The following is a 24,539-nucleotide window of genomic DNA, read 5'->3' as shown; positions in this document are numbered from 1 at the left end:
CTTAAATGATTATCGCCTAATTGGCTGAAACCATGCAATTTATCACTTTCTCAATTGTTTCACCAAAGCCCGGATCTCATCGGCGGTTTTATAGGCCTTCGGACCGCGGCGTATCCGGGTGCGGATGTATTTGGGCCGCTTTTTAGTTTCCTCGAATATCTTCGCAATATATTCTCCCAAAAACGAAATACCCAGAATCGTAAGCCCGCCGAAGAAGACTATCAGGATAATCACGGTACTGAGGCCTCTCGGCGTATCGGGGAAGAAAAAGAATTTGGCGAGTATCTGCCAGATAATCCCCAGAATGGACAGGGCCGTAAGGCCGAATCCCGCATAGCTCATCAATTCCAGCGGCGCAAAACTGAACGAGAAGATCGCCTTTTTAGCCCACCAGATATTCTTCGTCCAGTTGTTGGTCGAAACGCCGAACATCCTCTCCGGACGCACGTAGGGGACTCCGGTTTGTTTAAAACCTACCCAGGCGCGCAAGCCGCGCAGGAATTGCTCTGTTTCGGGCAGGTCCACAAGCTCCTTCACCACTTTGCGGTCGATCATCGAGAAATCGCCGGCATCGCGCGGGATCGGAATATAGCTCAGGCCCTGGAATACCTTGTAAAACGATTTGTAGAAGAAATGGATATGCGGTTTCATCTCCCGCTGCACGCGCACGCCATACACCACATCGTAGCCTTCCATCCATTTTTCGTAGAATGCCGGTATAATCTCGGGCGGGTCTTGCAAATCGCCGTCCATCAACACCACGCAATCGCCGGTAGCGATTTCCATCCCGCTCAGGAATGCCGATTGGGAGCCGAAGTTCCGCGAGTGGCTGATTCCTACCACGTTAGGGTCTTTGTCACAGATCGCGTTGATCACTTCCTCCTGGTTATCAGGGGAGTTGTCGTTTACGAAAATGATCTCGTAGCGTACTTTCAGCTCATTGAAAGTCTTCACAAGCCTTTCGTACATGAACGGGATCGCCTGGGCGTCCTTGTAACACGCAATAATGGCCGTGATGATCGGATTGAGCTTCGGATTTTCGAACGCAGGGATCACGCGCGCTTCGTATTGCACGGCATCCTGCCATTGACTGTAACGTACCAGGCCGTCTTCGAGCGATGTCCGGGCTTTCCAGCCGAAATCGTTTTCGAACGCGGATGGATCGCCATACCATTCGGCAAGGTCCCATTTGCGGTTCGACATGCTGCCCCATTCCGGTTCCTTCGCAATAGCAAATGCGCGGCGGGTTACGTCCACGAGGTCGCCCATCGTCGTTTTGCGGCCGGTGGCAATATTGTAGGAGCGCCCGGATTTTTCGTTGTCGATCTTCAATGCCGCATCCAAAAAGGCCTCCACGCAATCTTCCACAAACACAAAATCACGACTGATATCGGGTGATACCAGGGAAGGCAACCCTTTTTTACGGGCATTCTCGATCAGGCGGGGGATCAGCCGGTCGGGTTCCTCCCAGTAGCCATAAATCGAATACAGGCGCAGATTGAGCGTTTTAAGCCCCGCTACTTTCGCGTAATATTCGAGCAAATACGCCGCCGAAACTTTGGAAACCGCATAATGGCTGTTCGGCTCGACGCGGTCGGTTTCTTTAGGCGAGGTGCAGTTGAAGCCGTACTCGGAGCTGCTTCCGGCATGGATGTAAACCATATCCTTTGTGCAGTTTTGCAGAATATTCACCGTGCCGAGCACGTTCGTCTCGTAGGTCAGGTTCACATTATTCTGCTTGCTGTAAGCTCCGTAAGCCGCAAGGTTGAAAATCGTTTGCGGTTTGTACTTTTCAAATACCTCCTGAACCGAATTGTTGGAAAGAATGTCGCAGTGAATGATGTTTTCAAACGGTACATTCAGGAGTTTCAGGCGCCATGCTTTGGTAGCATCGTGCGTTACCGCGTAGCAATCCTTCCGGATTTTAAATATATCATTGAAAAGATTGGCGCCGATGAAGCCGCTGGCGCCGAAAACAAAAACCGGCCCTTTTAACTTCTCTATTTTATCGCGGTAAACCGGTAAATGATCAAGCATTCGTCAATTCATTAAGATAACGTTCCTTTACTTCCAGCGTAGCTTGCTCATACTGGTCTTTATTCATGGGTAGGTAATGCCATTCCAATTTGTTTTCCATATAAGAAACCCCTTTTCCTTTCACAGTGTTGGCAATAATCGCTTTGGGCAGGCCATTCCTGTGCTCCTTCAACCCGCTGATAGCCGCGCTGACAGCCATAATGTCGTGGCCGTCCACTTCCACCGTTTCGAAGCCGATCGCCTTCCATTTTTCAACGGAAGCGGTTTCTCCGAGTACCTTGTCGGTAAAGCCGAAACCCTGCAGGCCGTTCTTGTCGATGAGCATGATCAGGTTATCGAGCTGGTTCTGGATCGCGTAATGGGCAGCTTCCCAGGTTGTGCCTTCGTTGGTTTCTCCGTCAGACAGCAACGTAAACGAATACGTTGCGTCGCCGGAAACCTTCGCAGCGTGGGCAATGCCCGTAGCGATAGGCAGCCCGTGGCCCAGCGAGCCCGTCGCAAAAGGAATGCCTTTGTACTGGCGCGGCGCAGGGTGGGCAGGCAACGTGGTGCCGTCGAGGTAAAATGTATCCAGCTCTTCGTCCGTAATTTCGCCAAGGGTATTCAGGCACGCGTAAAGCGCGGCAGCGGCGTGGCCTTTGGAAAGAATGAAGGTATCGTCGGCCGATTTTTGGAGAAAAAGGACCGCGATCATCAGGTCAATGCAGCTAAGGGAGCAACCGATGTGGCCCGCATTGGCCTGATGGTAGAGCCCCAGTATTTTCAGGCGAAGTTCGCCGCTCAGCTGTTTCGGGTCTTTCAAAATCTCTTCTGCTGTCATGCCTGATGTTGTATGTCGATGTAAGGAATTGCCTGCAAAATAACGGCCAGACGTCCGGTTTTAAGTCCGCAATATACGAAATCTTATTGGACGACTCTGCCAAAACAACCTTGCCGCTTACTCAAAACCGTAACGTTTGCCGGTCAGTTTCATGATTTCCAGCGGTTCGGGCCGACCTTGTTTTTTGATCCATATCCGCTCTGTCTGAGTGGTATCCATCGCCTGCACATACTGCGCGTCCTTCGGGAAATAAAGGTTGGTAATCTGGGCGTCGTGGATCGAATAGGGCAGGAAGGTCCTGTCCATTTCGGACGTGATTTCATAGCGGGGAGCCGGGTAGTAAACGGTATCGCCTGGCTGATAGGTTGCCTCGATCTTCCTCGCCGCTTCGATATAGGGGTTCGGTACACGGGGGACCGCAAAGTAGCCGTATTTGGGCGACCGGTCCTCGTAGAACTCATTGAGCCGTTGCGCTACGAAATAGAGCTGGGCCGCCAGGAATACAAAAATGAGTACGCGGAATTCCGCTTGCAAAGTAGCATAGAATTGAAGCAGAAGGCTCAGCAGAATAATCACATAGGGAAATGAAAACCCCGAATAGCGCTGCGTAATGCCGTAGGTATGCCCGTTCTTGAACGACATCAGGATCAGGAACAATGTCGGTATGAGGGCCATCATGTAAAGCAGCCATAGTCGGCTGCGCTGTTCGCGGCCCGCATTTTTATGCAGATCCGGAATGAATGACAATGCAAACAGGCTGACACTCAGAATGCTGAATTGTAGCTTGTGGTTGCTGTAAAAGAATCCGGCTACAATGATCAGCAAATATGGGAAACGGGGTGTCAGCCACGCAGGCGCGTTGATTTTGTTTTTGAATCTGTACCAGCAAATAAGAATCAATGCTGCCAGCAAAGCGACGGCGACATTCTTTTTTCCCCCTAACGCGTCTGTAAGACCGTTGGTGAAAATAACCAGGTCGGTGAAAACGGGTAGCGATTTATTGAATACATTGAGCGGCGTTGCGGGCAGGATGTTGCCGAACGTTTGTTCACCGGTCTCCGCCATCCGACGATAAAGGTCGGCCTGATGCTGCAGGGAAGACAAAGTATAAACACCTCCGCCGAACATCAGCCACCAGGTTACACCCGAAAGCGTGAATACCGCCGTGATGGCCATTCGGATCCAGCCTTTGAGCGTTCTCAGGAAAAATAATGCATATAATGCGTGCGCCAGGAGTACCGAAATGACCAGAAAATGACTGAGTAACCCCAGTCCGGCCGTGAATATGTAACCGACGTAAAGCCACAATGTTTTTCGCTTACCGGCTTTGTTTTCAACAATTTGTAAAAAGAAATAAGTCGCCGCGAGCGTCAGAAAGAATGTCAGCGAATAGTTGCGCGCCTGGTGGCTGTAAGCAATGAAGAATGGCTCGATAGCCGTGATTACGGCTGCTATCAACGCGGTGTTAATGCCGAAAAACCTTCTTGCGAAAAGGTACGTCAATCCGATGATCGATACGCTGAAAATGACGGAGAAAAACCGGATGGAAAAGTCGGAAAAGCCGAACAGGTCGATCCACGGGTGCAGCAGCGCGTAGTAGAACGGACTGTTCCCGATATCGCTACGCGTCATGGCTTCGTAGTAGTCCTGAATGGTCTTCGGAGCCCAGAATTCGGCAGGCGTAAATGTTTTGGGATGGTAGATTTCATTTGCCGTGAAGGTCCTGAGCACCTGTTTCGGCGGATGTGCCGGTGTTGTCCAGAACCGGGAATCGGCCAGTTCACGGGTAGCGAAGACTTCTTTCTGATTGGCCCCTTCCAACACAATGCCCTGGCTCACGAGCAATGTGCTCACTTCATCGAAGAAAATACTGTAACGATCGAGATTATAAAGCCTTAAAGCAAGGCCCGCGACAAGAATAAGGGAGAGTATAAGCCGTGACCGCAGGGTTTCTTTGGTATGGTTGGGAGACATTATTGCGTTCGCTGATGATGGATGTTTCCGCTTATCCGCAAAGACAAGCTCCGGTTGAACATATCGAGATGCCGCGAAAATAACGAAATTTCCCGTTATAGGATATTTTTTAGATTTTAAGAATCGTAAACTCTACTCTGCGGTTCTTCTGGCGCGTTTGTTCGGTGAGGTTGCTGGCTATCGGGCGTGCCGGACCCCAGGCTTTGGTCTGGATGCGTTTGCCGTCGATACCCTTGGACAGCAGGTATTTCTTTACCTGCTCCACCCGGTCGGCAGCGAGTTTGATGTTTTTTTGCACCTCCCCCTGATTATCGGTGTGGCCTTCCAGCAATATTTCCATTGCAGGATAACTTTTCATGGTTTCCACGATACGGTCCAACTCCGCGTAGGACGATGGAATTACTTCCGCGCTGCTTTGGGTGAACATCGTATTGCTCAGCCTGATCTGCTGCCCGGCCCTGATCGGTTGCAGGTAGATGTTTTTCCGGATTGTACGGAAGCCGGTTTCTCCGCTCAGGTCGAGATCTTCCGAAACCGGAAAATATCCCTCCCCGGAAGCCGAAATGCGGTAGACCTCCTTCAAAGGGAGTATCAAACGGTATTCACCGGTTTCAGGGTCGAAACTGGCTTTTGCGAAAGAAGTGTTTTTGGCGATGATATCCGCCGCAATTTCCGATTTGACCGGTTTCGTACTCTCCGCTTCAAACACATTGCCGCTGACCACCGCTACCGGGTCGGGTTTGATCTCGGGCGTCATGCGGATCCGGAAAATATCTTCCTGGCCTAAAACCTTGTCGCTGGCGCTGAAGTAGGCATAATCTCCGGTTGCCGGAATATTGATAAACGCGTCCCAAAGCGGCGAGTTGATGGCCGGGCCCAGGTTTTGGGGCGTCGACCAGTTGAGCCACGTATCGTCCAGGCGGCGGGAGAGGAACAGGTCGCCTTCACCGTAACCTGCATGGCCGGACGAGGAAAAATATAATGTCTTGTTGTCCAATGCCAGGAAAGGGGTCCCTTCATTATCGGCGGTATTGATTACACTACCCAGGTTCCGCGGTTCCGACCAGGTATTGTCTTCTTGCAGGAACGAAATATAAAGATCCTTCCCACCTTCCGAGTCGTTGGCCTGAACCGCCATAACCAGCACATTTTCAAACGGCGACACCGCAATTTCGAAGGATTTCGCTGATTTAACAAGATTTATGATTCTCGAAGGGCGCGGGAACGACCATCCCGACTTGGTTTTGAAAGAACGTGAAAAACCGAAATGCATGCTGCCGTCGGGCTTATACTCGTTAATGAGGTAAATCGTTTTGCCGTCGGCAGAAATGCTCGTAATGGCATTCTCGCTGGCATTGTTGATCGGCGGGCCTATGTTTATAGCATCCGACCATTGTCCGTTGTCGCTCAGCGTCGAGTACCAGACATCCTGACTTGTTGGCGAGCCGATATTCCCTTCGAAGTTATTGCGCGTGAAATACAATGTCTTGCCATCCGGGGAAATTATCGGCGCTACTTCCTGGCCTTTGGAGTTAATGGCCTTGCCCATATTCTCCTTCCGGTTATTCAGTTGGGTAGCCACAAAATTGATTTTGGCCTCGACTGGCGTCATATCCGGAGAAATTCCGATCGCGTCTATCTGATTGAAACCCGAGACTTTGCCGGGCTGCAACACGATTTTCACGGCATTGGCCTGGATTGGCTGTTTGGGAAACACATGGAGCATGCGTCCCTTTACGGCCTGCTGCGCCGCGGGCATTTCGGAAACCAGGTACTCCTTGCCCGCAGCGTCGTAGGCGTACACGCGCGTCACCGAGCCCGGATTAAAGTTTTCGGCAATGGCTATTTGCTTTAAGGGAATGCTTTTATCAAAACCGACTTTGATCCATTCTTCGTTACGTCCGTCGGCCTCAGCAGGCGACCATGCACAGGGGCTGTCGCCAAAGTCGGGTAGCTTGCTGGGCACACCGAGGATTTGCCTGGAACGGTAGGCGTGGCCTATTTGCGACGGCCTGTATTCGGAGGAATAGCCTAATACCTTGCTGGCCCACAAAACTTCCTGGCAATATCCGGAAAAGGGCATAACCGCCGCCAGGAGGCCAAAAAAAGTATTTCTCAGAGTTAAATGCATGGGGTGAATCAGATACCGGCCGGCTATTCAATATCTGGTAATATATTAATAATACAAAAAAATGTCAATCTACTGCTTGGCGCCGATCAACAGGATCCAGTCCCACCCCGGCTGGGAGTCGGGTGGCTGCACAATGGCTTCCTCGCCCGTTTTCAGATCTTTCCCTGCCCATCTTTTGCCCGTCCGGGGACTGTACCAGACCGCGCCGAACTCGGTACCCTGCAAATGTTTCAATTCGAGCCGCACCGGTCGGGAGGCCGGAAGGTAGAGCATGGCCATCCTCTTGTTGGAGAGTGAAACGATGCCTATTTCAGCCTTGTCGAGCGAGTCCGCGAGCAGATCGGGCGTGTCGGGCTGCATATATTCCCACGGAATGCCTTTCAGGATTTTTACGAGCTGGTGAATGTATTCTGCCCCGTCTTTTGTAATGTTCACTTTCCAGGTCGGGTTGAAATTCTTAATCGTGCTCATGTGGCAAAAGCCCGCCGCCGAACTCAGGATCGACTGATAGGCCTGATTACGGATCAGCGTCGATTGGTCGGTGATTTCTTTGGGAAATTCCGAATTGGCGATCAGGAATGGCCTCAATGCGGCCTCGGCCGAATTTTTCTGCCAGTTGGCTAATGCGGCATATTCGGCCGGGGTTACCGTGGAATCGGGTATGATGAATTTAAGGTCCGGGCGATTGTGCGAATTGTCGTTTACGCTCGTGGGCGAGCATGTGTTGAGCGACGCTACGATCTGCCCGTCGGATTCCGCGCGGATGCCCTCCGAAATGGCTTTAAATTGCGACGCGCTTTGGTATTCTTCTTCGCTGACGATCCAGATGATGTTGGGATACCTGGCAAAACGCCTGCCTACATAAGCTCCGTAACTTCTCCACGTATCTTCTTTCTGTGCATCGAAAACCGTATTCCAACTTTGCCGCGACACCACGATACCCACCACAAGGTTACGTTCCCCGGCTGCGATAACGATCTTTTCCAGATAGTCGAAATAGGGCTTATTGGGCTTTGTGAGGTCATTGTTATCCAGAAACGGCGCAACTTTATTGAAATTCCGCTGATTGGGCAATGCGGGAAGCAAATGAACCAGAAATGTGTTGAACGACTGCGACTTGCGGATGTCCATGTATTGCACCGCCTCGGCATAGCTAAGCCGCCGAAGCATTTGCCAGGCCACGTCGGCCACCATCAGGAAGGGCGTCCCATGGTTGTCGGTAATATGCCTGCCGTTCGGGCTGATCTTCAACGGGAACCTGGGCGGGGCCTGCTCCTCGTTCTCAAATGCAAATCCCAGCGAAAGCAAGCAACCCAGCAGAAGTCCGACCAGCGATCTGGCGGCCAGCGATCTGGCGGCCAGCGATTTCGAAAGTTTCATTGGTGTCAGCTAAATGAATGCTAGCTATTGCCCAGCTCGGCGATCGTTTGCACGGGATCGGGCGAAGTGAAAACAAAGCTGCCGGCCACGAGGATGTCCACGCCCTCGTGCACAAGTCGGGGCGCATTGTCGAGATTAACGCCGCCATCGACCTCTATTTTGAATTTGTAGCCGAATTTTTTACGGTAGCCATCAAGCGTGGCAATCTTCCGGTAAGTGTTTTCGATGAATTTCTGACCCCCGAATCCCGGGTTTACCGACATAATCAGAATCAATGAGACGTCGCCCATGATTTCGCTCAAAACTTCTACCGGTGTATGCGGATTGAGTGCCACGCCCGGTTCGGCACCCAGCTTTTTAATATGCTGGATCGTACTATGTAAATGCGGGCAGGCTTCGTAGTGTACCGTCAGCCCCGAGGCGCCCGCATTACGGAAGGCTTCGAGGTAGCGGTCGGGCTGTTCGATCATCAAATGTACATCCAGGGGCTTTTTGGCGTGCCGGTGAATGGCTTCGCAAACGGGAATACCGAACGAAATATTGGGCACGAACAGACCGTCCATGATGTCGACGTGAATGTAGCCTGCGGAACTGCTATTGATCATTTCGACGTCGCGTTGCAGGTTTGCAAAATCCGCGGCCAGTATGGAAGGGGCAATTTCAGCCATGAATCAGAAGCTAGTAATGATTAATGGGGCCGAAATTAGTGAATTTATGGGGAAGGCGGGTACACGGACCGCTTTCTGTTGATTAAGTCATGCAAAATCACCTGACATAGCACTCGCGGGGAACGACAGCGCCGGTAGTACTTTTAGATTGCACCTTTTGCTCATCCGAAAATGTGCCGTGCAACTCGTATCGGCCTTCCACGAGCGTATAGATTTCAATGCGAACCTTCTCGGGAAAGACGATCCAGCATTCGGGCACGCCGTAGCTTTCGTAAACGCCTTTTTTGACCACAGTATCCATTTTCCTGGAACCAGGAGAAACGATTTCTATGACCAGATCCGGCACGCCGCGAATCCAATCCTGCAGGATGCCCCGGTTCGCATTCGATATGAAAAAAATGTCCGGTTGCAGGTGATTAAAATCTTGTTCCAGAATGACGTCGAAGGGTGCAGCAAATACCCGGCCGAGTTTGTTTTGCTTGACGTGGTTCGCCAACAGAAGAAACAGCTCTCCCGAAGCCGATTGGTGAGGCAATTTCGGGCTAGGCGACATGACTTCCTCCCCGTTGATGATCTGCGTCAGATCCGGATTGTAATAAATCGTTGGTTCCAGGGCTTTCATAGGCTTTGCCGTTTTGAACGAAAATACGAAAAATGTGCGACATGCTTTGCGTGTGACGGATAGGTGAATGTGCCATTGATACGCTCCGATATGCAATTGGTAACACATTATTTATCCCATGCTCAGAATTTGGAATAAATCTTAAATTTGGGCCGAATCATCAAGCCGCCGTGACTACTATGAATCCCGAACAACGTATCCAGGAGCTCTCCGAAAAGCTACATTATTACAATGACCGCTATTACCAGGACAGCGTGTCGGAAATATCCGACTATGAATTCGACCAGCTGCTCAAAGAGTTGCAGGCCCTGGAAAATGAATATCCGCAGTTCCGGAAGGACGATTCGCCCACGCAGCGGGTAGGCGGGACGGTTACCAAAACGTTCAACGCGGTATACCACCGGTACCCGATGTTGTCGCTCGATAACACTTACAATGAGCAGGAACTCCGCAATTTCGACGACCGCGTTCGCCGCGGGCTTGATGGTGAGCCGTACGAATACATCTGCGAACTGAAATTCGATGGGATTTCCCTTAGTTTTACTTATGAAAACGGCATTCTCGTGCGTGGCGTGACGCGTGGGGATGGCACGCGCGGGGACGAGATAACCAACAATGTCAAAACGATCCGCTCGCTGCCATTGCGGGTGAAAGCCGAAGGTATTCCACCGGTTTTCGAAATCCGCGGCGAGGGTTTTATGCCTATTTCTTCGTTCCAGAAATTGAATGAGGAAATGGAGACGTTAGGCGAGAACCAGTACGCCAACCCGCGTAATGCGGCTTCCGGTTCATTCAAATTGCAGGATTCGGCGGAGGCGGCGAGACGGGGGCTCGATTGCTATATCTATTCTTTCTTGTCGGACGACGAGTTTTTCAAAAGTCATGAGGAAAGTCTGCTGGCTTTGAAGTCGTGGGGATTCAATGTGTCCCCGGGCTGGAAAAAGGTGTCGAATATCGACGAGGTGATCGCGTACATTCACGAATGGGAAGAAAAGCGGGCGCATTTGCCGCTGGCTACCGACGGAATTGTCATCAAGATCAACTCCTTTGCGCAGCAGAGAGAGCTCGGCTTTACCGCCAAAAGCCCGCGCTGGGCGATTTCCTATAAATATAAGGCTGAGAACAAACCGGCGGTGCTGAGAATGGTAACCTATCAGGTGGGACGAACAGGCGCGGTGACGCCGGTAGCCAACCTTTGCGATCTTTCGGAGCGCACGCTGCCGTACAGTCAGGTGAAAGGCGTGCATTTGTCGGGTACACGTGTCAAGCGTGCGACACTTCACAATGCGAACGAGCTGGAAAGGCTCGGTATCCGCATCGGCGACACGGTTTTTGTGGAAAAAAGCGGGGAGATTATCCCGAAAATCACGGGCGTCGACGTTTCGCAGCGCGAAAAGTACGAAACAGAACCGATCGTGTTTCCCACACATTGCCCCGAATGTAATTCCGAATTGCAACGCAACGAAGGCGAAGTCGCGTTCTTCTGTCCGAACGACAGCCATTGCCCGCCGCAGTTGAAAGGGCGCATCGAACATTTCATCCACCGCAAGGCGATGAATATCGAAAGCCTGGGAGAAGGAAAGATCGAACTTCTTTTCGAACTCGGCCTCGTGCGTACGCCCGCCGACCTGTACGATTTGAATTACGACAAGCTGCTGGGCCTCGAAAAGAACCTTTTAAACGAAGAAACGGGAAAGGTCAAAAAGATCAGTTTCCGTGAAAAAACGGTTGACAATATCCTGAAAGGGATCGATTTGTCGCGGTCCGTCCCCTTCAAAAACGTGCTTTTCGCATTAGGTATCCGCTTCGTGGGGCAAACGGTGGCGGAAAAATTGGCTGCTTATTTCAAATCGATGCGGGCATTGCGGGCCGCTAGTTACGACCAGCTTACGGCCGTCCCCGAAATTGGTGGGCGCATCGCATTGAGCATCGAGTCGTTTTTCAGTGTACCGGAAAACCAGTTGCTGGTAGAACGGCTTGAACAGGCGGGCCTGCAAATGGAAAGCGACGAAAAACCGGTGGAAGTCGAAAGCGACCTGCTGGAAGGTAAGACGTTTGTGATCTCGGGCGTTTTCGAAAATTTCGAGCGTGACGAGCTGAAAGAGAAGATCGAAGCGAATGGCGGAAAGGTGCTCAGCGGGGTGTCGGGGAAGCTCAATTACCTGCTGGCGGGAGCGAATATGGGTCCTTCCAAACTCGAAAAGGCACGGAAACTGGGTGTTACCATCATCTCCGAGGAAGAATTTTTAGCAATGATTGGAAATTAAGTAAAGAAAATAGCCCCGGAAGGCTAACTTTGTGTTTTAAAATCTAACAATTATATAAGTAAATAATGCCATTGGACCAACGTTTCAAAGGGGTAGGGGCCGCGCTGATCACACCTTTTGATGAACAGAATGAGATTGATTATCCGGGTCTGAAAAGACTGATCGACCTGGTGACGGAAGGTGGTACGGACTACCTGGTAGTACAAGGAACAACAGGCGAGTCGCCGACAGTTACTTCCAAGGAAAAACTTGATATCCTGGCATTTACAATAAAGAACAACTATAAAAAACTGCCGATCGTGTACGGTATCGGGGGTAACAATACGCAGGAGGTTTTGAATACCATTACGGAAACCGACTTTACGGGTGTCGACGCGATCCTATCAGTGTGCCCTTATTATAACAAACCGACTCAGGAAGGCATTATCGCCCATTTCACGGCCATCGCCGACGCTTCGCCGGTGCCTGTGCTGCTCTATAATGTCCCCGGCCGTACGGTAATCAATATGAAGGCGGATACGATCGTGAAACTGGCGGCGCATCCGAATATCATCGGTATCAAGGACGCAGGCGGCAGCCTCGAACAAAGCATGGAGCTCGCCGCGCGCGCGCCGGAAGATTTTTTGCTGCTTTCGGGCGACGATAATCTCGTAACGACGATGGTAAGCGTTGGCTGGCACGGCGTCATTTCAGTGATCGCCAATGCATTCCCGAAAGAATTCCACGACCTTACCTGGGCCGCATTGGAAGGCCGTTTCAAAGACGCGGCGAAGCTGCAACTCGCGTTCCTGGAATTCGATACGCTGCTTTACATCGAATCCAATCCCGTCGGCATCAAAAAATGCCTGGAAATCAAAGGTATTTGCAGCTCGGATGTGCGCCTGCCATTGCTGAAAGCCTCGAAAGAGTTGGGCGAAAAGCTTGAAAGGGCGATGATCCGTGAGGGATTTATGTGACGATAGTTGAGTCAGGAATTGTCAGGAGTGGTCGAGAATTGTCAGAAGTAGTCAGGAGTTGTCAAGTATCGTAAGGTCCTGTCATTTGACATTTTGGCTTTCCATTTATATTTAGGGCATCACAGGTTTGGGGGATTTTATTCCGGCCTGTGATGTTTTGGTTTAAACCAAAAACGAAATGCTATGATCACGTTTTACCCTGGGCCCAGTAAGGTTTATCCTCAGGTCGAACAATATATTTCCGAAGCTTTCGCCAGCGGACTGATCAGCTCCAATCATCGCAGCAAAGGTTTTATGGATTTGCTGGAACGGACGATCGCCGACCTCAAGGCGAAGCTCGACGTTCCGGCGGGTTACGAAGTCTATTTCGTGTCGTCGGCGACCGAATGCTGGGAAATCATCGCGCAGTCGTTGCTGATCGATTCGAGCCTGCATATTTACAATGGGGCGTTCGGAGAGAAGTGGATGGAATACACGCATCGCATTTCGCTGAGGACGAACGACGCGGCTTTCGGGTTGAATGAGACGTTGCTGATGGATCGTTCCGCCGTGTTCTCGCGTAACGAGCTGATCTGCGTGACGCACAATGAAACCTCGAACGGTACGAAGATACCGGAAGATTTCCTGCTCGACATTCGTAAGAAAGTAGATAACCTTATTGCCGTGGACGCGACGTCGTCGATGGCAGGCGTAGTTTTGCCGTGGGAAAATGCGGATATCTGGTATGCTTCGGTGCAAAAGTGCTTCGGCTTGCCGGCCGGTTTGGCGGTGATGATCGTTTCCCCCAAAGCGATCGAGCGTGCAATACAGATCGGCGAGCGGAAGCATTACAATAGCCTGCTGTTCATTCGCGACAATTTTTTGAAATTTCAGACGCCCTTTACACCCAATATTTTGGGTATTTACCTGCTCGGAAAGGTCATGCAGCAGGTTCCGCCTATTGGGGAAGTGGATGCACAAACCCGCCGGCGCGCGCATGACTGGTATGCATTCCTGCTCGAAAACGGGTATCAGCTCGTGGCTGAAAATGCAGCCGTCCGCTCGGATACGGTAATTGCAGTGCGCGAGAAAAAAGAGCGCATCCCGGAGCTTAAAAATGCAGCGCAAAAAGAAGGGATTACACTGGGCAACGGCTATGGAAAAGAGAAGGATACCAGCTTCCGCATTGCCAATTTCCCCGCGATTACCGACGAGGAAATTGCAATTTTGAAGGCGTTTTTGGTGAAAATGGCGCCGAATTGACGAAATGAGTAGTAAATGGGCATCATTGTATTTATAACTAAAAATAAAATCCACTCACCTGCGCTTTACTAGATTGTGAGACTTGATATTTTAAAGCAATACCAGGCCCAGACCAAATGTCTGGTCGCACTGGATTCGATTATTTTTGGTTTTGATGGCGAAGAGCTGAAATTGTTACTGGTTAAAAGAGGTATTGAGGAAGAGCACCATACCTGGTCGCTGATGGGCGGCTGGGTGCAGCCCGACGAAAGTCTCGAAGGGGCGTCTTCCCGCATCTTGTACGAGCTTACCAACCTCACCGACATCTATCTCGAACAACTCTATACATTTGGCAACCCCCGTCGCGACCCGGTCGAGAGGACCGTTTCGGTAGCCTACTTCGCGTTGATCAATGTCGAAGATTACGATCATAAAATCTCCAAAAACTACGAAGCACAATGGTTCTCCATACAGGAATTACCTAAAATGCTTTTTGATCATGGCGAAATGGTCGACAGGGCCATTCAGCATCTGCGTTACAAGGCATCGCAGCACCCGATCGGTTTTGAATTGCTGCCCGAGAAATTTACCATTCCGCAATTGCAGAAATTGTACGAAGCTATTTTTGGTACCGAGCTCGATAAACGGAATTTCAGCCGTAAATTATTGTCGACCAACCTGTTGATAAAGCTCGACGAGAAGCAGAAAGGTTATTCCAAAAAGGGCGCCTATTTCTATAAAATCGACGAGGAGAAATACAAGAAGCAGTTCAATACATTCCTGAACTTCCTGCCTGGAAGCGCTTCCTGACCGTGCCGATTTCATAACCGACGGCATAATGGGTTGTGTAAGCAGTCGGTTTTGAGCAACTTTGCGGGACCAAAAAGCCCCAAAGTGTAAATCCATGTTCAATTTCAAGGAAATCGTTTCCGTCACGCTGATCCTCTTCTCAGTGATCGATGTGCTTGGCTCATTGCCTGTTATCGTCGATTTCCGACGGAAGCTCGGCAAAATCGAGTCGGAAAAAACGACCATCGTAGCCGGACTGATCATGGTGATCTTTCTGTTTTTGGGGGAAAGGTTGCTCAGTCTTTTCGGCGTCGATATCGCGTCGTTCGCCATTGCCGGGGCTATTATTCTGTTCCTGCTCGGGCTCGAAATGATCCTGGGGCGCGACATTTTCAAGCATGGCAACGTCGATGTAGGCGTGGCGTCCATCGTGCCGATCGCATTTCCGATGATCGCGGGCGCGGCTACGATGACCACATTGCTGTCGCTCCGCTCGGCATACCAGATCCCGAATATCCTGGTCGGCATCGGGCTGAACCTCTTTTTCATTTACCTCGTACTAAAATCCTCGAACTGGCTGGAACGGAAGCTAGGGCAGGGTGGTACGGATATTCTCCGAAAGGTTTTCGGCATTATCCTGCTGGCGATAGCGATCAAGCTTTTCAAAACCAACCTATCGATGTAAGTGGCCCCCGAATGCAACATTTCAGGCAATACAAATCTTTAAAACCATATAACAATGCAACAACTGGATAGCCTTAATCAAGTCGCGGATTTTCACAGAACTTTCAAACACCCGATCCTGGAAACGCCGACGATCCCCTCCGAGGAAAGGTGCCGCCTGCGCGTGGCATTGCTGGCCGAAGAATTGAAGGAGCTGGAAGTTGCGATCCTCGAAAAGGACATTGTCGAAGTGGCCGATGCGCTTTGCGACCTGCAATATGTATTGTCGGGAGCGGTGCTGGAATTCGGGTTGGGCGAGAAATTCCGCGCGTTATTCGACGAAGTGCAACGTTCGAATATGTCGAAAGCCTGCAACTCTGTGGAAGAGGCCGAGGCGACCGTGGCGCATTACCAGGCCAAAGGCACCGATTGCTACTACAAAGAGGATAAGGGCAAATACCTCGTGTACCGCACGACCGACGACAAGACTTTGAAGAATATCAATTATTCGCCCGCCGATCTGGCTTCAATCATCGGTTAATTATATTTCCAAGGTTTAATCGACTCATTATGAGCTCTGTTCTTGAAAGATTCCTGCGTTATGTGCAGATCGATACACAATCGGACCCCAACTCGGAAACATTTCCAAGCACTGCTAAACAGCGTAACCTGAGCAACCTGCTCGCCGAAGAACTTCGCGCACTGGGCGTTACGGACGCGCACGTGGATGAGCACGGATATGTATACGCGACCATTCCGTCCAATTCGGACAGGACGGACATTCCCGTGATCTGCTTCTGCTCGCATGTGGATACTTCGTCGGATGTTACGGGCGCTAACGTAAAGCCGATCGTTCACCGGAATTGGGATGGGTCGGATATTGTCCTGCCTGACGATCCTTCGCAGGTTTTGAGAATCGGAGAACTCCATGACCTCGACCAGCAGATTGGCAATGATATTGTCACCGCGAGCGGCACTACGTTACTGGGCGCTGATAATAAGGCAGGTGTAGCGGAAATAATGGCCGCTGCCGAGTATTTGTTTGCCAATCCGCAGCTGAAACATGGTACTATTAAAATACTCTTCACGCCGGATGAGGAAGTGGGAAGAGGAACGGAAAAAGTCGATCTGCAAAAGCTGGGCGCGGATTTTGGCTACACCGTCGACGGCGAGGCCATCGGGACCCTGGAAGACGAAACGTTTTCGGCCGACGGCGTGAAAATTACCATTCACGGGGTGAGTACGCATCCCGGTTATGCGATTGGCAAGCTGGAAAATGCATTGAAAATCGCTGCCGAAATCCTCGCGAGACTTCCAAAAAACAGACTTTCGCCGGAAACCACCCAAGATAAGGAAGGTTTTATCCATCCGGTCCAGATGGAAGGCATTCAGGAGAAGGCCGTGCTGAGCTTCATCATCCGCGATTTCACCGTTGCGGGTCTGCACGAAAAAGAGGCGTTCCTGAAAGGCATAATGGAAGATGTCCTGAAAGAATATCCGAATTCGTCCGCCGAATTCAAAGTTCAGGAACAATACCGGAATATGAAGGAAGTGCTCGATCAACATCCCGAAGTGATCCAAAATGCATTGACGGCCATGGAAAGGGTAGGATTAACGCCTATCCGTCGCAGCATCCGCGGCGGCACCGACGGCTCGCGGCTCTCGTTCATGGGCCTCCCATGCCCCAACATCTTCGCCGGCGAGCACGCTTTCCACTCCAAACTGGAATGGGTATCGGTGCAGGACATGGAAAAGGCGGTTGACGTTATCGTCAGTTTGGCGAGCGTTTGGGCGGAGAAATAATTTTGAATGACTGAATGATTGAATAGACAATATTCAGTCATTCGGTCATTCAATCATTCGGTCATTCAAAAATTAGTCATTCAAAATTGAAAAAGACCAAATACTACGTAGTGTGGCAAGGCCGGAAGACGGGCGTGTTTACCGACTGGAAGGAGTGCGAGGCGCAGATTAAGGGCTTCGAGGATGCGCGCTACAAGTCTTTTGACTCATTGCAGGAGGCCGAAGCGGCCATTCAGCGAAATTACTGGGAGTTTGTGGCCAAAAAGGATTCGAAACCGGCTGTTCAGGAACCGCCTGCGAATGTGGGAAGGCCCATTAAGAACAGTATTGCGGTAGATGCGGCCTGGAATACCGCTACCGGCGATATGGAGTATCAGGGCGTCTATTACGCCACGGGCGACCGTATTTTCCTGCAAGGGCCATTTAAAGACGGTACCAATAATATCGGCGAGTTTCTCGCGATCGTGCATGCATTGGCTTATTTGCAAAAGAAGGAGAGCGACCTGCCAATTTACAGCGATTCCAAAACGGCGATCGCCTGGGTTAAAAAGAAACACGCGAATACCAAGCTGGCCCTCACACCGCGGAACAAGCCGTTGTTTGAAATGTTGCAGCGTGCCGAACGCTGGCTTGCAACAAACACTTACCCCAACAAGATATTGAAATGGGAAACGGAGTATTGGGGAGAAAATCCGGCTGATTTCGGACGAAAATAACAGATATATGCCGCGTAATGCCCATTTCCGTTTCAAGCAGTTCACGGTCCGGCAGGACCAGTGTGCGATGAAAGTATGTACGGACGCCTGCGTGCTGGGCGCGTGGGCAGATGTGGAGGACGCCGATCGCATTCTCGATATCGGGGCGGGAACGGGGCTGTTGTCTTTGATGGTGGCCCAGCGCAATTCGTACGCGATGATCGACGCGGTGGAGATCGATGCGGAGGCTTTTTACCAGGCGGGCGAGAATGTGGAACAAAGCCCGTTTCATGATCGCATTACGCTATTTCATTCGGCGGTGCAGGAGTTTGTGTCGGATCACTTGTATGACGTGATCGTTACCAATCCGCCTTTCTTTCAGTCGGACCTGCTTTCACCGATCGATAAAAAGAATATCGCGCATCATGCCAAAACCCTTGATTTTGAAGAGCTGCTGACGGCTATCGGGCGACTTTTAAAGCCGGACGGTAAATTCAATATCCTCTTTCCGGTCGAAGAGGGCGAGCGCTTTGCGGAGAAAGCGGAGCAGGCCGGCTGGAAACTTAGCCGAAAACTGACATTGTTTCACCAGGAAGATAAAAAAGCGTTTCGCGTATTAATGGTCTTTCAGCATGCGGAATTTGCTCATACCGTGTATGTTGAGCCTGATCTTTACATTTATGAAAAGGATGGCACGACCCACGATCCGCGTTTCAGGGAATTGCTAAAAGCTTTTTATTTGAAATTTTGATCAGGAAAAACACGAACTTTGCGGCAAATTGCCGGCAAAGCATTGTCACTGAAACCGTACATGACCGACCAAGCTATCCAGATTTCCGTTGTTGTCCCGCTTTATAATGAAGAAGAATCGCTTCCTGAGCTCTGCGAGTGGATTGCGCGGGTAATGGACGAGAATGGCTTCACCTACGAAGTGCTTTTCATGGACGACGGCAGCAAGGACCGCTCCTGGGAGGTGATCCAGCAACTTTCAAGTGAAAACCCGAATGTGCGGGGCATGCGTTTCGTGCGGAATTATGGTAAAACGGCCGCATTGCAAACCGGTTTTCAGGCCGCAAAAGGCAACGTAGTCATCACGATGGACGCCGATTTGCAGGATAGTCCCGACGAAATTCCGGAACTGTACAGTATGATCGTCAACGACCGTTACGACCTTGTTTCGGGCTGGAAAAAGAAGCGTTACGACCCTGTTACCAAGACCATTCCCACCAAACTTTTCAATGCGGCCACCCGGCAAATTTCCGGAGTGTTCCTCCACGATTTCAATTGTGGCTTAAAGGCTTATCGCAAAGAGGTAGTGAAAAATATCACTATTTACGGAGAGATGCACCGATACATTCCGGTAATCGCGAAATGGAATGGTTTTGCGAAGATCGGGGAGAAGGTGGTGCAGCACCGGGCGCGCAAATACGGTCACACAAAATTCGGTCTGGAACGCTTCATTTTTGGCTTCTTGGATTTGCTTTCGATCGCCTTTGTGAATAAGTTTGGCCGAAGGCCCATGCATTTGTTTGGTAGTCTCGGAACCCTTATGTTTTTTCTTGGAAGCCTTATAGCTGTGTGGCTAATCGGGAAAAAAATATATAACATTTACAATTTATTGCCCTACCGGAATGTTACAGAAAACCCGCTGTTCTTTTTGGCGCTGGTTGCCATTATGGTAGGCTCTCAATTATTTCTCGCAGGATTTTTGGGTGAATTATTTGTAAAGCAATCTGTTTCAAAAACAGGGGATTACACTATTGCCGAAAAGGCGGGATTGTAAAAAATCAAGACAGTATTCAACGAAATTTAAGTATTAAGTTATTACCTATTACACAACTAATGATCGCTAACGTACACAAAGCACATCCGTGGCACGGAATTCCAATGGGTGACAAGGCACCCGAACTAGTGACTGCATTTATTGAAATTGTTCCTACCGATACCGTAAAGTACGAAATTGACAAGGCCACCGGTTACCTCAAAATCGACCGTCCTCAGAAATATTCGAACATCGTTCCCGCATTGTACGGCTTTATCCCTAAAACTTACTGCGCCGACAAAATTGCGGCGCTGGCCCGTGAGCGCTCCGGCCGCGATGTGACCGAAGGGGACGGTGACCCGCTGGATATCATTGTATTGTGCGAAAAAATCATCTCACATGGCAACATCATGTGCGAGGCGAAGCCTATCGGCGGTATCCGTCTGATCGATGGTGGCGAAGCCGACGACAAGATCATCGCCGTACTGAAAGGCGATGAAGTGTACGGCCAGTTCAACGACCTGAGCGAGCTGCCGGACGGTATCGTGGAGCGTTTGAAACACTACTTCCTGACTTACAAAAACCTCCCGGGCGAGAAAGCTCATATCGAGATTACCAATGTGTACGGTAGGGAAGAGGCACATGAGGTGATTCTTACTTCGGTGGAGGATTACAAGCATTCTTATTACTGAGATTCGAAGAATTACCGACCGGCGTGGAATGCCGTGTAATTTAGAGCCGTCCTCATTAGGGGCGGCTTTTCTTTATTCTTATCTTTGTGCAAATTTTGCAATTCTGTCACAATGGGTAATGCATTGCCAATGCTTTGAAACAAAGTGGTTTAGGTGATGTTCCTGAAAAACGACTATCCGTTCGAGATAGCAATATATATGAGTAATTTACAAGAAATCAAGAAGCGCCGTACGTTTGCGATTATCAGTCACCCCGATGCCGGGAAAACCACGCTTACTGAAAAGCTGCTCCTTTTCGGTGGTGCAATCCAAACAGCCGGCGCGGTAAAGTCCAATAAGATCAAGAAGACGGCGACTTCCGACTTTATGGAGATCGAGAAGCAACGTGGTATTTCGGTTGCGACGTCGGTAATGACCTTCGAATACAGGGACCTGCTGATCAACATCCTCGATACGCCCGGCCACAAGGACTTTGCCGAAGATACCTACCGCACGTTGACAGCCGTGGACAGTGTAATCCTCGTGGTCGATTGTGTAAAGGGTGTCGAAGAGCAAACCGAACGGCTGATGGAGGTTTGCCGCATGCGCAACACGCCCGTGATCGTGTTTATCAATAAGCTCGACCGGGAAGGTCAGAACCCATTCGAACTGCTCGATGAGCTCGAAAGCAAGCTGAATATCCGCGTCCGGCCGCTTACCTGGCCGATCAACATGGGCGCGAATTTTAAGGGGGGTTTACAGTTTGTATGAGCAAATGCTGTATTTCTTTAAGATTAATAAGACGAAAATCGAGAACGATGTTGCCAAGGTGAATCTGGAAGACGAGCAACTTGCCGAACTGCTTGGAGAAAAAGACGCCACCCAGCTGGCCGAGGATGTGGAGCTCGTGGAGGGTGTTTATGATGCGTTCTCTGAAGAGGCTTATCAGAAAGGTCAGCTTGCACCGGTATTCTTTGGGAGTGCGATCAATAACTTCGGTATCAAAGAGTTGCTGGATACATTCTGCGAGATTTCGCCTATTCCGCAGCCACGCCCTACGGATGTGCGCGAAGTGGAACCGACGGAACCTAAATTCACCGGTTTCGTATTTAAAATTCACGCCAACCTTGATCCCCGCCACCGCGACCGCATTGCATTCCTCCGCATTTGCTCGGGCAAGTTCGAAAGGGGAAAATTTTACAAACACGTGCGGTTGGGCAAAGACATACGCTTTTCGAGCCCGTTCACATTCATGGCTTCGGACAAGAGTGTGATGGAGGAAGGTTACCCGGGGGATGTGGTCGGCCTTTATGACACCGGGAACTTCAAAATCGGCGATACGTTGACGGAAGGTGAAAACCTGCAATTCTCAGGCATTCCGAGCTTTTCGCCCGAGATATTCAAGGAGCTGATCAATATGGACCCCATGAAATCCAAGCAATTGGAAAAGGGTATCCAGCAACTCACCGACGAGGGAGTAGCGCAGCTTTTTACGCTCGATTTGGGCAATAGGAAAGTGGTAGGTACCGTTGGGGAACTTCAATTCGACGTAATCCAGTACCGCCTAGAACACGAATACGGCGCCAAATGCCGCTGGGTACCGATGAACATTTCCCGCGCCTGCTGGCTCACCGCCGACGACAAGGCGGCAATGGACCAGTTTATCCGTTTGAAAGGCAACCAGATCGCCTACGACAAGGACCGCAACCCGGTATTCCTGGCCGAATCCGAATGGATGATCCGCATGAACCGTGAAAATAACCCGGCCATTCACTTCCATTTTACGTCGGAATTCAAGACGGAGATGGCGCTTTAAAGCTTAATTTGAGTTAGGTTGAAATTCGCTATATTTATTTAGGAGCCAATTGAAAAGACCATGATACTCACCGAGACAATTCCTGCTAGCCTGATCTTCGAAGAACTCGACGGACGCCCCTTGTACCGCAAAGGCTACAAGAAAGTACTGGAAAATAATTTGTCTCCGGAAGAAGTTATGGGTTGCAGTTTTTTACAGGTGTTGGTCGCAACTATTGTTTGATCTGGATCTTGACAGAAAGCCGTAAAATCATGGTAATGGATCAGTCACGCGAATGGGCTGTCTACGAATGGGACGAAATGATCCCGGTTTTTGATCAATACCAATTTTGCCTGAATGATCTTTTGAAGCAGGAAGGCGTGATTTAGAAATTCGAAATGCCCGATATTGAAACAGGCTGCCAAATGCGAAAATTTGGCAGCCTGTTTTGCTTTTACCCCGGTGTTATTTTCTGGGGCCCCGGTCACCGCCGCCGCGGTTATTCCTCCGGTCTTCCAGCATGGTTTTGTATTTTTCCTGCTGTTCGACGGTAAGAATTTTGGCGAGCTCGGTGTTGAATGTTTCCATAGAAACCCGCATCTGCTCGCGGTCCATGTTTTGGGCATCCCTTAATTCCTGCATTTTCTTGGCGCGTGCCAGGCTAAGGTCGTACACTTTTTTCTGCTGGTCGTCCGAAAGTTTGAGATTTTCGGTCAAGGTTTTGGTCTGGTTCTCGGCGCGTTGCTCGGGCGTTGCGTTACCGCCGCGCTGCGCGAAGGTTGTGAAGCTGACAAAGGCCAGTAAAATGGCCAATAATGATTTCCTCATGGTCAAAAAATTTAGATACCCGGGTTAGATGCGAAAACGCGCGACGGGTTTAACCCGGTTATTTAAATTTTTGGCTGAGTATCCTGACGGCCAGCGCAATGGCAATGGCACAGGTGTAGCTCATCAAAGTCCCGACGAGTACATATTCCGATTTTTTGCTGATATAGGCAGGCGGAATGCCTGCATCGGTTGCTTTGTCATTGTATCTTAGAAGCGACTTGGCGGCAATCAGGAAGCCTATGGCGGAATACTGGTTCACCAGCACAAAGACAAAAATGAGCAACCGCTCGGACATACCTATCCAACGGCCGGCATTGGCGAGGTTATCATCTGCCTCGGGGGCCAGTTTGGCAAGTTCTTCCCGCCAGGGCCTGGTCAGGATACCTACGAGAAACGAGATAGGCGAGAGCGAAAGCAGTGCGCCCGACAGTGTCGCGAGGGTTTTAGGGGTGTTGAGCCAGGCGGCCAGTATTTCAAAACCAGGCCCGATATTGCTCGTGAGAATGAGTGCCGTAAGCGCAATGGTGACCAGATGAGCAACCTGATCGACGACGAACCAGGTCAGGGAGCCTTTTTTGTCAAATGATATTTTTACAAGATCAATGACGCCGTGTGCAATCCCCACCGCAATGGCTGGTAGCGGATTTTTCCACGCGTGGAGGGTGATATAGGATACAATGATTACCAGTAATACGTGTAAGTAAAGATAGCGGGATTTGTATTTTTTCTCCCTTTTGTCGGCTACCCACGAGGTAGGTTGCCAGTAAAAATCTACAAGAACGTGTGCCAGGAGAAGGAGCAGAAATTCTCTCATAAGCGTTAGCGTTTAGTGTATAGTGACAACTGCTTTGGAAAGGTAGCAAGAAAACTTTCAATTGCCCACCATTTGGAAGCGGCAACCCGTTGGCTTGCCGCCGGTTGGCTGATCGACAATGCCTCTGCGATTTGAGTGATATTCCTGCCTTGCAGCAAGGCCTCGATCACCTGGCTTTGTGCCAGGGTCCAGTCTTCGATAATGGTTTCCAGGAGGTCGAGCGTGGCCGATAGCGGTTCCGATGGTTTGGGCAGTGCAATCCCGATCCGTGCTTTCTGCTGACGGATCTTATCCGCCAGATGTCCTGATAACCTGAATGCTTCGCCATCGGATGTGCCGGGGCGGTCGGTAAGTTGTTCGGTTTTTCCGATACCGATGGCAATGCGCATGTCGGCGTTAGGGGCGTGTTTACGGATGCATACGCGGGCGAGAATAGCCAGGCGCATTGCCTCATCCGTATTCTTCAATACCGCCTGAAAGCTGTCGCCGCGGTACATTTCGGGTTTTAATGCCCATTTAAAGTCTTGGTTCTGGTGCAAAACTGCAAGCATTTCTTCCAGCCATAAGGCTGTTTCTTCACGCGGAAATTGCGTGTAGTTTACCATATCGGCAGTAATGACAGCTTTCATAAGCATAAGGCTTT

General features: G+C 50.3%; 21 protein-coding genes and 1 pseudogene. 12 read left to right on the top strand and 10 right to left on the bottom strand.

Going from position 1 to position 24,539, the window contains the following annotated elements:
- Positions 1-42: 42 nt before the first annotated feature.
- From ABV298_RS06770 to ABV298_RS06740, 7 genes are all read right to left on the bottom strand, one after another.
- Positions 43-2,037, bottom strand: a complete 1,995-nt coding sequence (locus ABV298_RS06770) for an NAD-dependent epimerase/dehydratase family protein (RefSeq protein ID WP_353721395.1) — start codon at positions 2,035-2,037, stop codon at positions 43-45.
- Positions 2,030-2,857, bottom strand: coding sequence for a transketolase (locus ABV298_RS06765; RefSeq protein ID WP_353721394.1), 828 nt, complete (start codon positions 2,855-2,857; stop codon positions 2,030-2,032). Before ABV298_RS06765 ends, ABV298_RS06770 begins: the two co-directional genes overlap by 8 nt.
- A 117-nt stretch (positions 2,858-2,974) precedes the next feature.
- On the bottom strand, positions 2,975-4,831 hold the full coding sequence (locus tag ABV298_RS06760) for a glycosyltransferase family 39 protein (protein ID WP_353721393.1): 1,857 nt from the start codon (positions 4,829-4,831) through the stop codon (positions 2,975-2,977).
- Between the two features lie 109 nt (positions 4,832-4,940).
- The gene (locus ABV298_RS06755; protein WP_353721392.1) at positions 4,941-6,962 is read right to left on the bottom strand and encodes an OmpA family protein; all 2,022 of its coding nucleotides are present in this window, start codon (positions 6,960-6,962) and stop codon (positions 4,941-4,943) included.
- 69 nt (positions 6,963-7,031) lie between these two features.
- Complete coding sequence (locus ABV298_RS06750; RefSeq protein ID WP_353721391.1) at positions 7,032-8,342, bottom strand: DUF4038 domain-containing protein; 1,311 nt, start codon at positions 8,340-8,342, stop codon at positions 7,032-7,034.
- Between the two features lie 20 nt (positions 8,343-8,362).
- The gene (gene rpe / locus ABV298_RS06745; protein ID WP_353721390.1) at positions 8,363-9,010 is read right to left on the bottom strand and encodes a ribulose-phosphate 3-epimerase; all 648 of its coding nucleotides are present in this window, start codon (positions 9,008-9,010) and stop codon (positions 8,363-8,365) included.
- Between the two features lie 97 nt (positions 9,011-9,107).
- Complete coding sequence (locus tag ABV298_RS06740; protein ID WP_353721389.1) at positions 9,108-9,632, bottom strand: Uma2 family endonuclease; 525 nt, start codon at positions 9,630-9,632, stop codon at positions 9,108-9,110.
- Between the two features lie 179 nt (positions 9,633-9,811).
- Here ABV298_RS06740 and ligA point away from each other — a divergent pair, with 179 nt between their 5' ends.
- The 12 genes and pseudogenes from ligA to ABV298_RS06680 all read left to right on the top strand — a co-directional run bounded on the left by ligA (position 9,812) and on the right by ABV298_RS06680 (position 22,275).
- Positions 9,812-11,899, top strand: a complete 2,088-nt coding sequence (gene ligA, locus ABV298_RS06735; protein ID WP_353721388.1) for an NAD-dependent DNA ligase LigA — start codon at positions 9,812-9,814, stop codon at positions 11,897-11,899.
- Positions 11,900-11,964: 65 nt separating this feature from the next.
- Positions 11,965-12,855: a 4-hydroxy-tetrahydrodipicolinate synthase gene (gene dapA / locus ABV298_RS06730; RefSeq protein WP_353721387.1), complete on the top strand. Its 891-nt coding sequence runs from the start codon at positions 11,965-11,967 to the stop codon at positions 12,853-12,855.
- A 183-nt stretch (positions 12,856-13,038) separates the two neighbouring features.
- On the top strand, positions 13,039-14,097 hold the full coding sequence (locus tag ABV298_RS06725; RefSeq protein WP_353721386.1) for an aminotransferase class V-fold PLP-dependent enzyme: 1,059 nt from the start codon (positions 13,039-13,041) through the stop codon (positions 14,095-14,097).
- A 75-nt stretch (positions 14,098-14,172) separates the two neighbouring features.
- Positions 14,173-14,886, top strand: a complete 714-nt coding sequence (locus ABV298_RS06720) for an NUDIX domain-containing protein (RefSeq protein WP_353721385.1) — start codon at positions 14,173-14,175, stop codon at positions 14,884-14,886.
- 94 nt (positions 14,887-14,980) lie between these two features.
- The gene (locus ABV298_RS06715) at positions 14,981-15,550 is read left to right on the top strand and encodes a MarC family protein (protein ID WP_353721384.1); all 570 of its coding nucleotides are present in this window, start codon (positions 14,981-14,983) and stop codon (positions 15,548-15,550) included.
- Positions 15,551-15,604: 54 nt separating this feature from the next.
- On the top strand, positions 15,605-16,069 hold the full coding sequence (locus tag ABV298_RS06710; RefSeq protein WP_353721383.1) for a nucleoside triphosphate pyrophosphohydrolase family protein: 465 nt from the start codon (positions 15,605-15,607) through the stop codon (positions 16,067-16,069).
- A gap of 29 nt (positions 16,070-16,098) precedes the next feature.
- Complete coding sequence (gene pepT / locus ABV298_RS06705; protein ID WP_353721382.1) at positions 16,099-17,331, top strand: peptidase T; 1,233 nt, start codon at positions 16,099-16,101, stop codon at positions 17,329-17,331.
- Positions 17,332-17,417: 86 nt separating this feature from the next.
- The gene (locus tag ABV298_RS06700) at positions 17,418-18,047 is read left to right on the top strand and encodes a ribonuclease H family protein (RefSeq protein WP_353721381.1); all 630 of its coding nucleotides are present in this window, start codon (positions 17,418-17,420) and stop codon (positions 18,045-18,047) included.
- Between the two features lie 7 nt (positions 18,048-18,054).
- Positions 18,055-18,777: a methyltransferase gene (locus ABV298_RS06695; protein ID WP_353721380.1), complete on the top strand. Its 723-nt coding sequence runs from the start codon at positions 18,055-18,057 to the stop codon at positions 18,775-18,777.
- Positions 18,778-18,837: 60 nt separating this feature from the next.
- A complete protein-coding gene (locus ABV298_RS06690; protein ID WP_353721379.1) occupies positions 18,838-19,809 on the top strand; it encodes a glycosyltransferase family 2 protein in 972 nt (323 codons plus the stop codon).
- A 62-nt stretch (positions 19,810-19,871) separates the two neighbouring features.
- Entirely contained in the window at positions 19,872-20,480 is a 609-nt protein-coding gene (locus ABV298_RS06685; protein ID WP_353723151.1) for an inorganic pyrophosphatase, read from the top strand.
- A 198-nt stretch (positions 20,481-20,678) separates the two neighbouring features.
- Positions 20,679-22,275: pseudogene (locus ABV298_RS06680) on the top strand (peptide chain release factor 3).
- Positions 22,276-22,719: 444 nt separating this feature from the next.
- Here the strand turns inward: ABV298_RS06680 and ABV298_RS06675 are convergent.
- From ABV298_RS06675 to ABV298_RS06665, 3 genes are read right to left on the bottom strand one after another with little or no spacing between them, the layout of a single operon-like run.
- Positions 22,720-23,082 carry a hypothetical protein gene (locus ABV298_RS06675; protein WP_353721378.1) on the bottom strand — a complete coding sequence of 121 codons (363 nt, stop codon included), beginning with the start codon at positions 23,080-23,082 and terminating at the stop codon, positions 22,720-22,722.
- Positions 23,083-23,140: 58 nt separating this feature from the next.
- Positions 23,141-23,896 (bottom strand): DUF3307 domain-containing protein, encoded by a 756-nt coding sequence (locus tag ABV298_RS06670; protein ID WP_353721377.1) that lies wholly within the window; start codon positions 23,894-23,896, stop codon positions 23,141-23,143.
- Between the two features lie 5 nt (positions 23,897-23,901).
- Entirely contained in the window at positions 23,902-24,525 is a 624-nt protein-coding gene (locus ABV298_RS06665) for a hypothetical protein (protein WP_353721376.1), read from the bottom strand.
- Between the last annotated feature and the right edge of the window lie 14 nt (positions 24,526-24,539).

This window comes from Dyadobacter sp. 676 (genome assembly GCF_040448675.1).
GTDB lineage: Bacteria > Bacteroidota > Bacteroidia > Cytophagales > Spirosomataceae > Dyadobacter.
The sequence above is the reverse complement of the archived record's forward strand: the minus strand, read 5'-3'. Positions and strand labels throughout refer to the sequence as shown.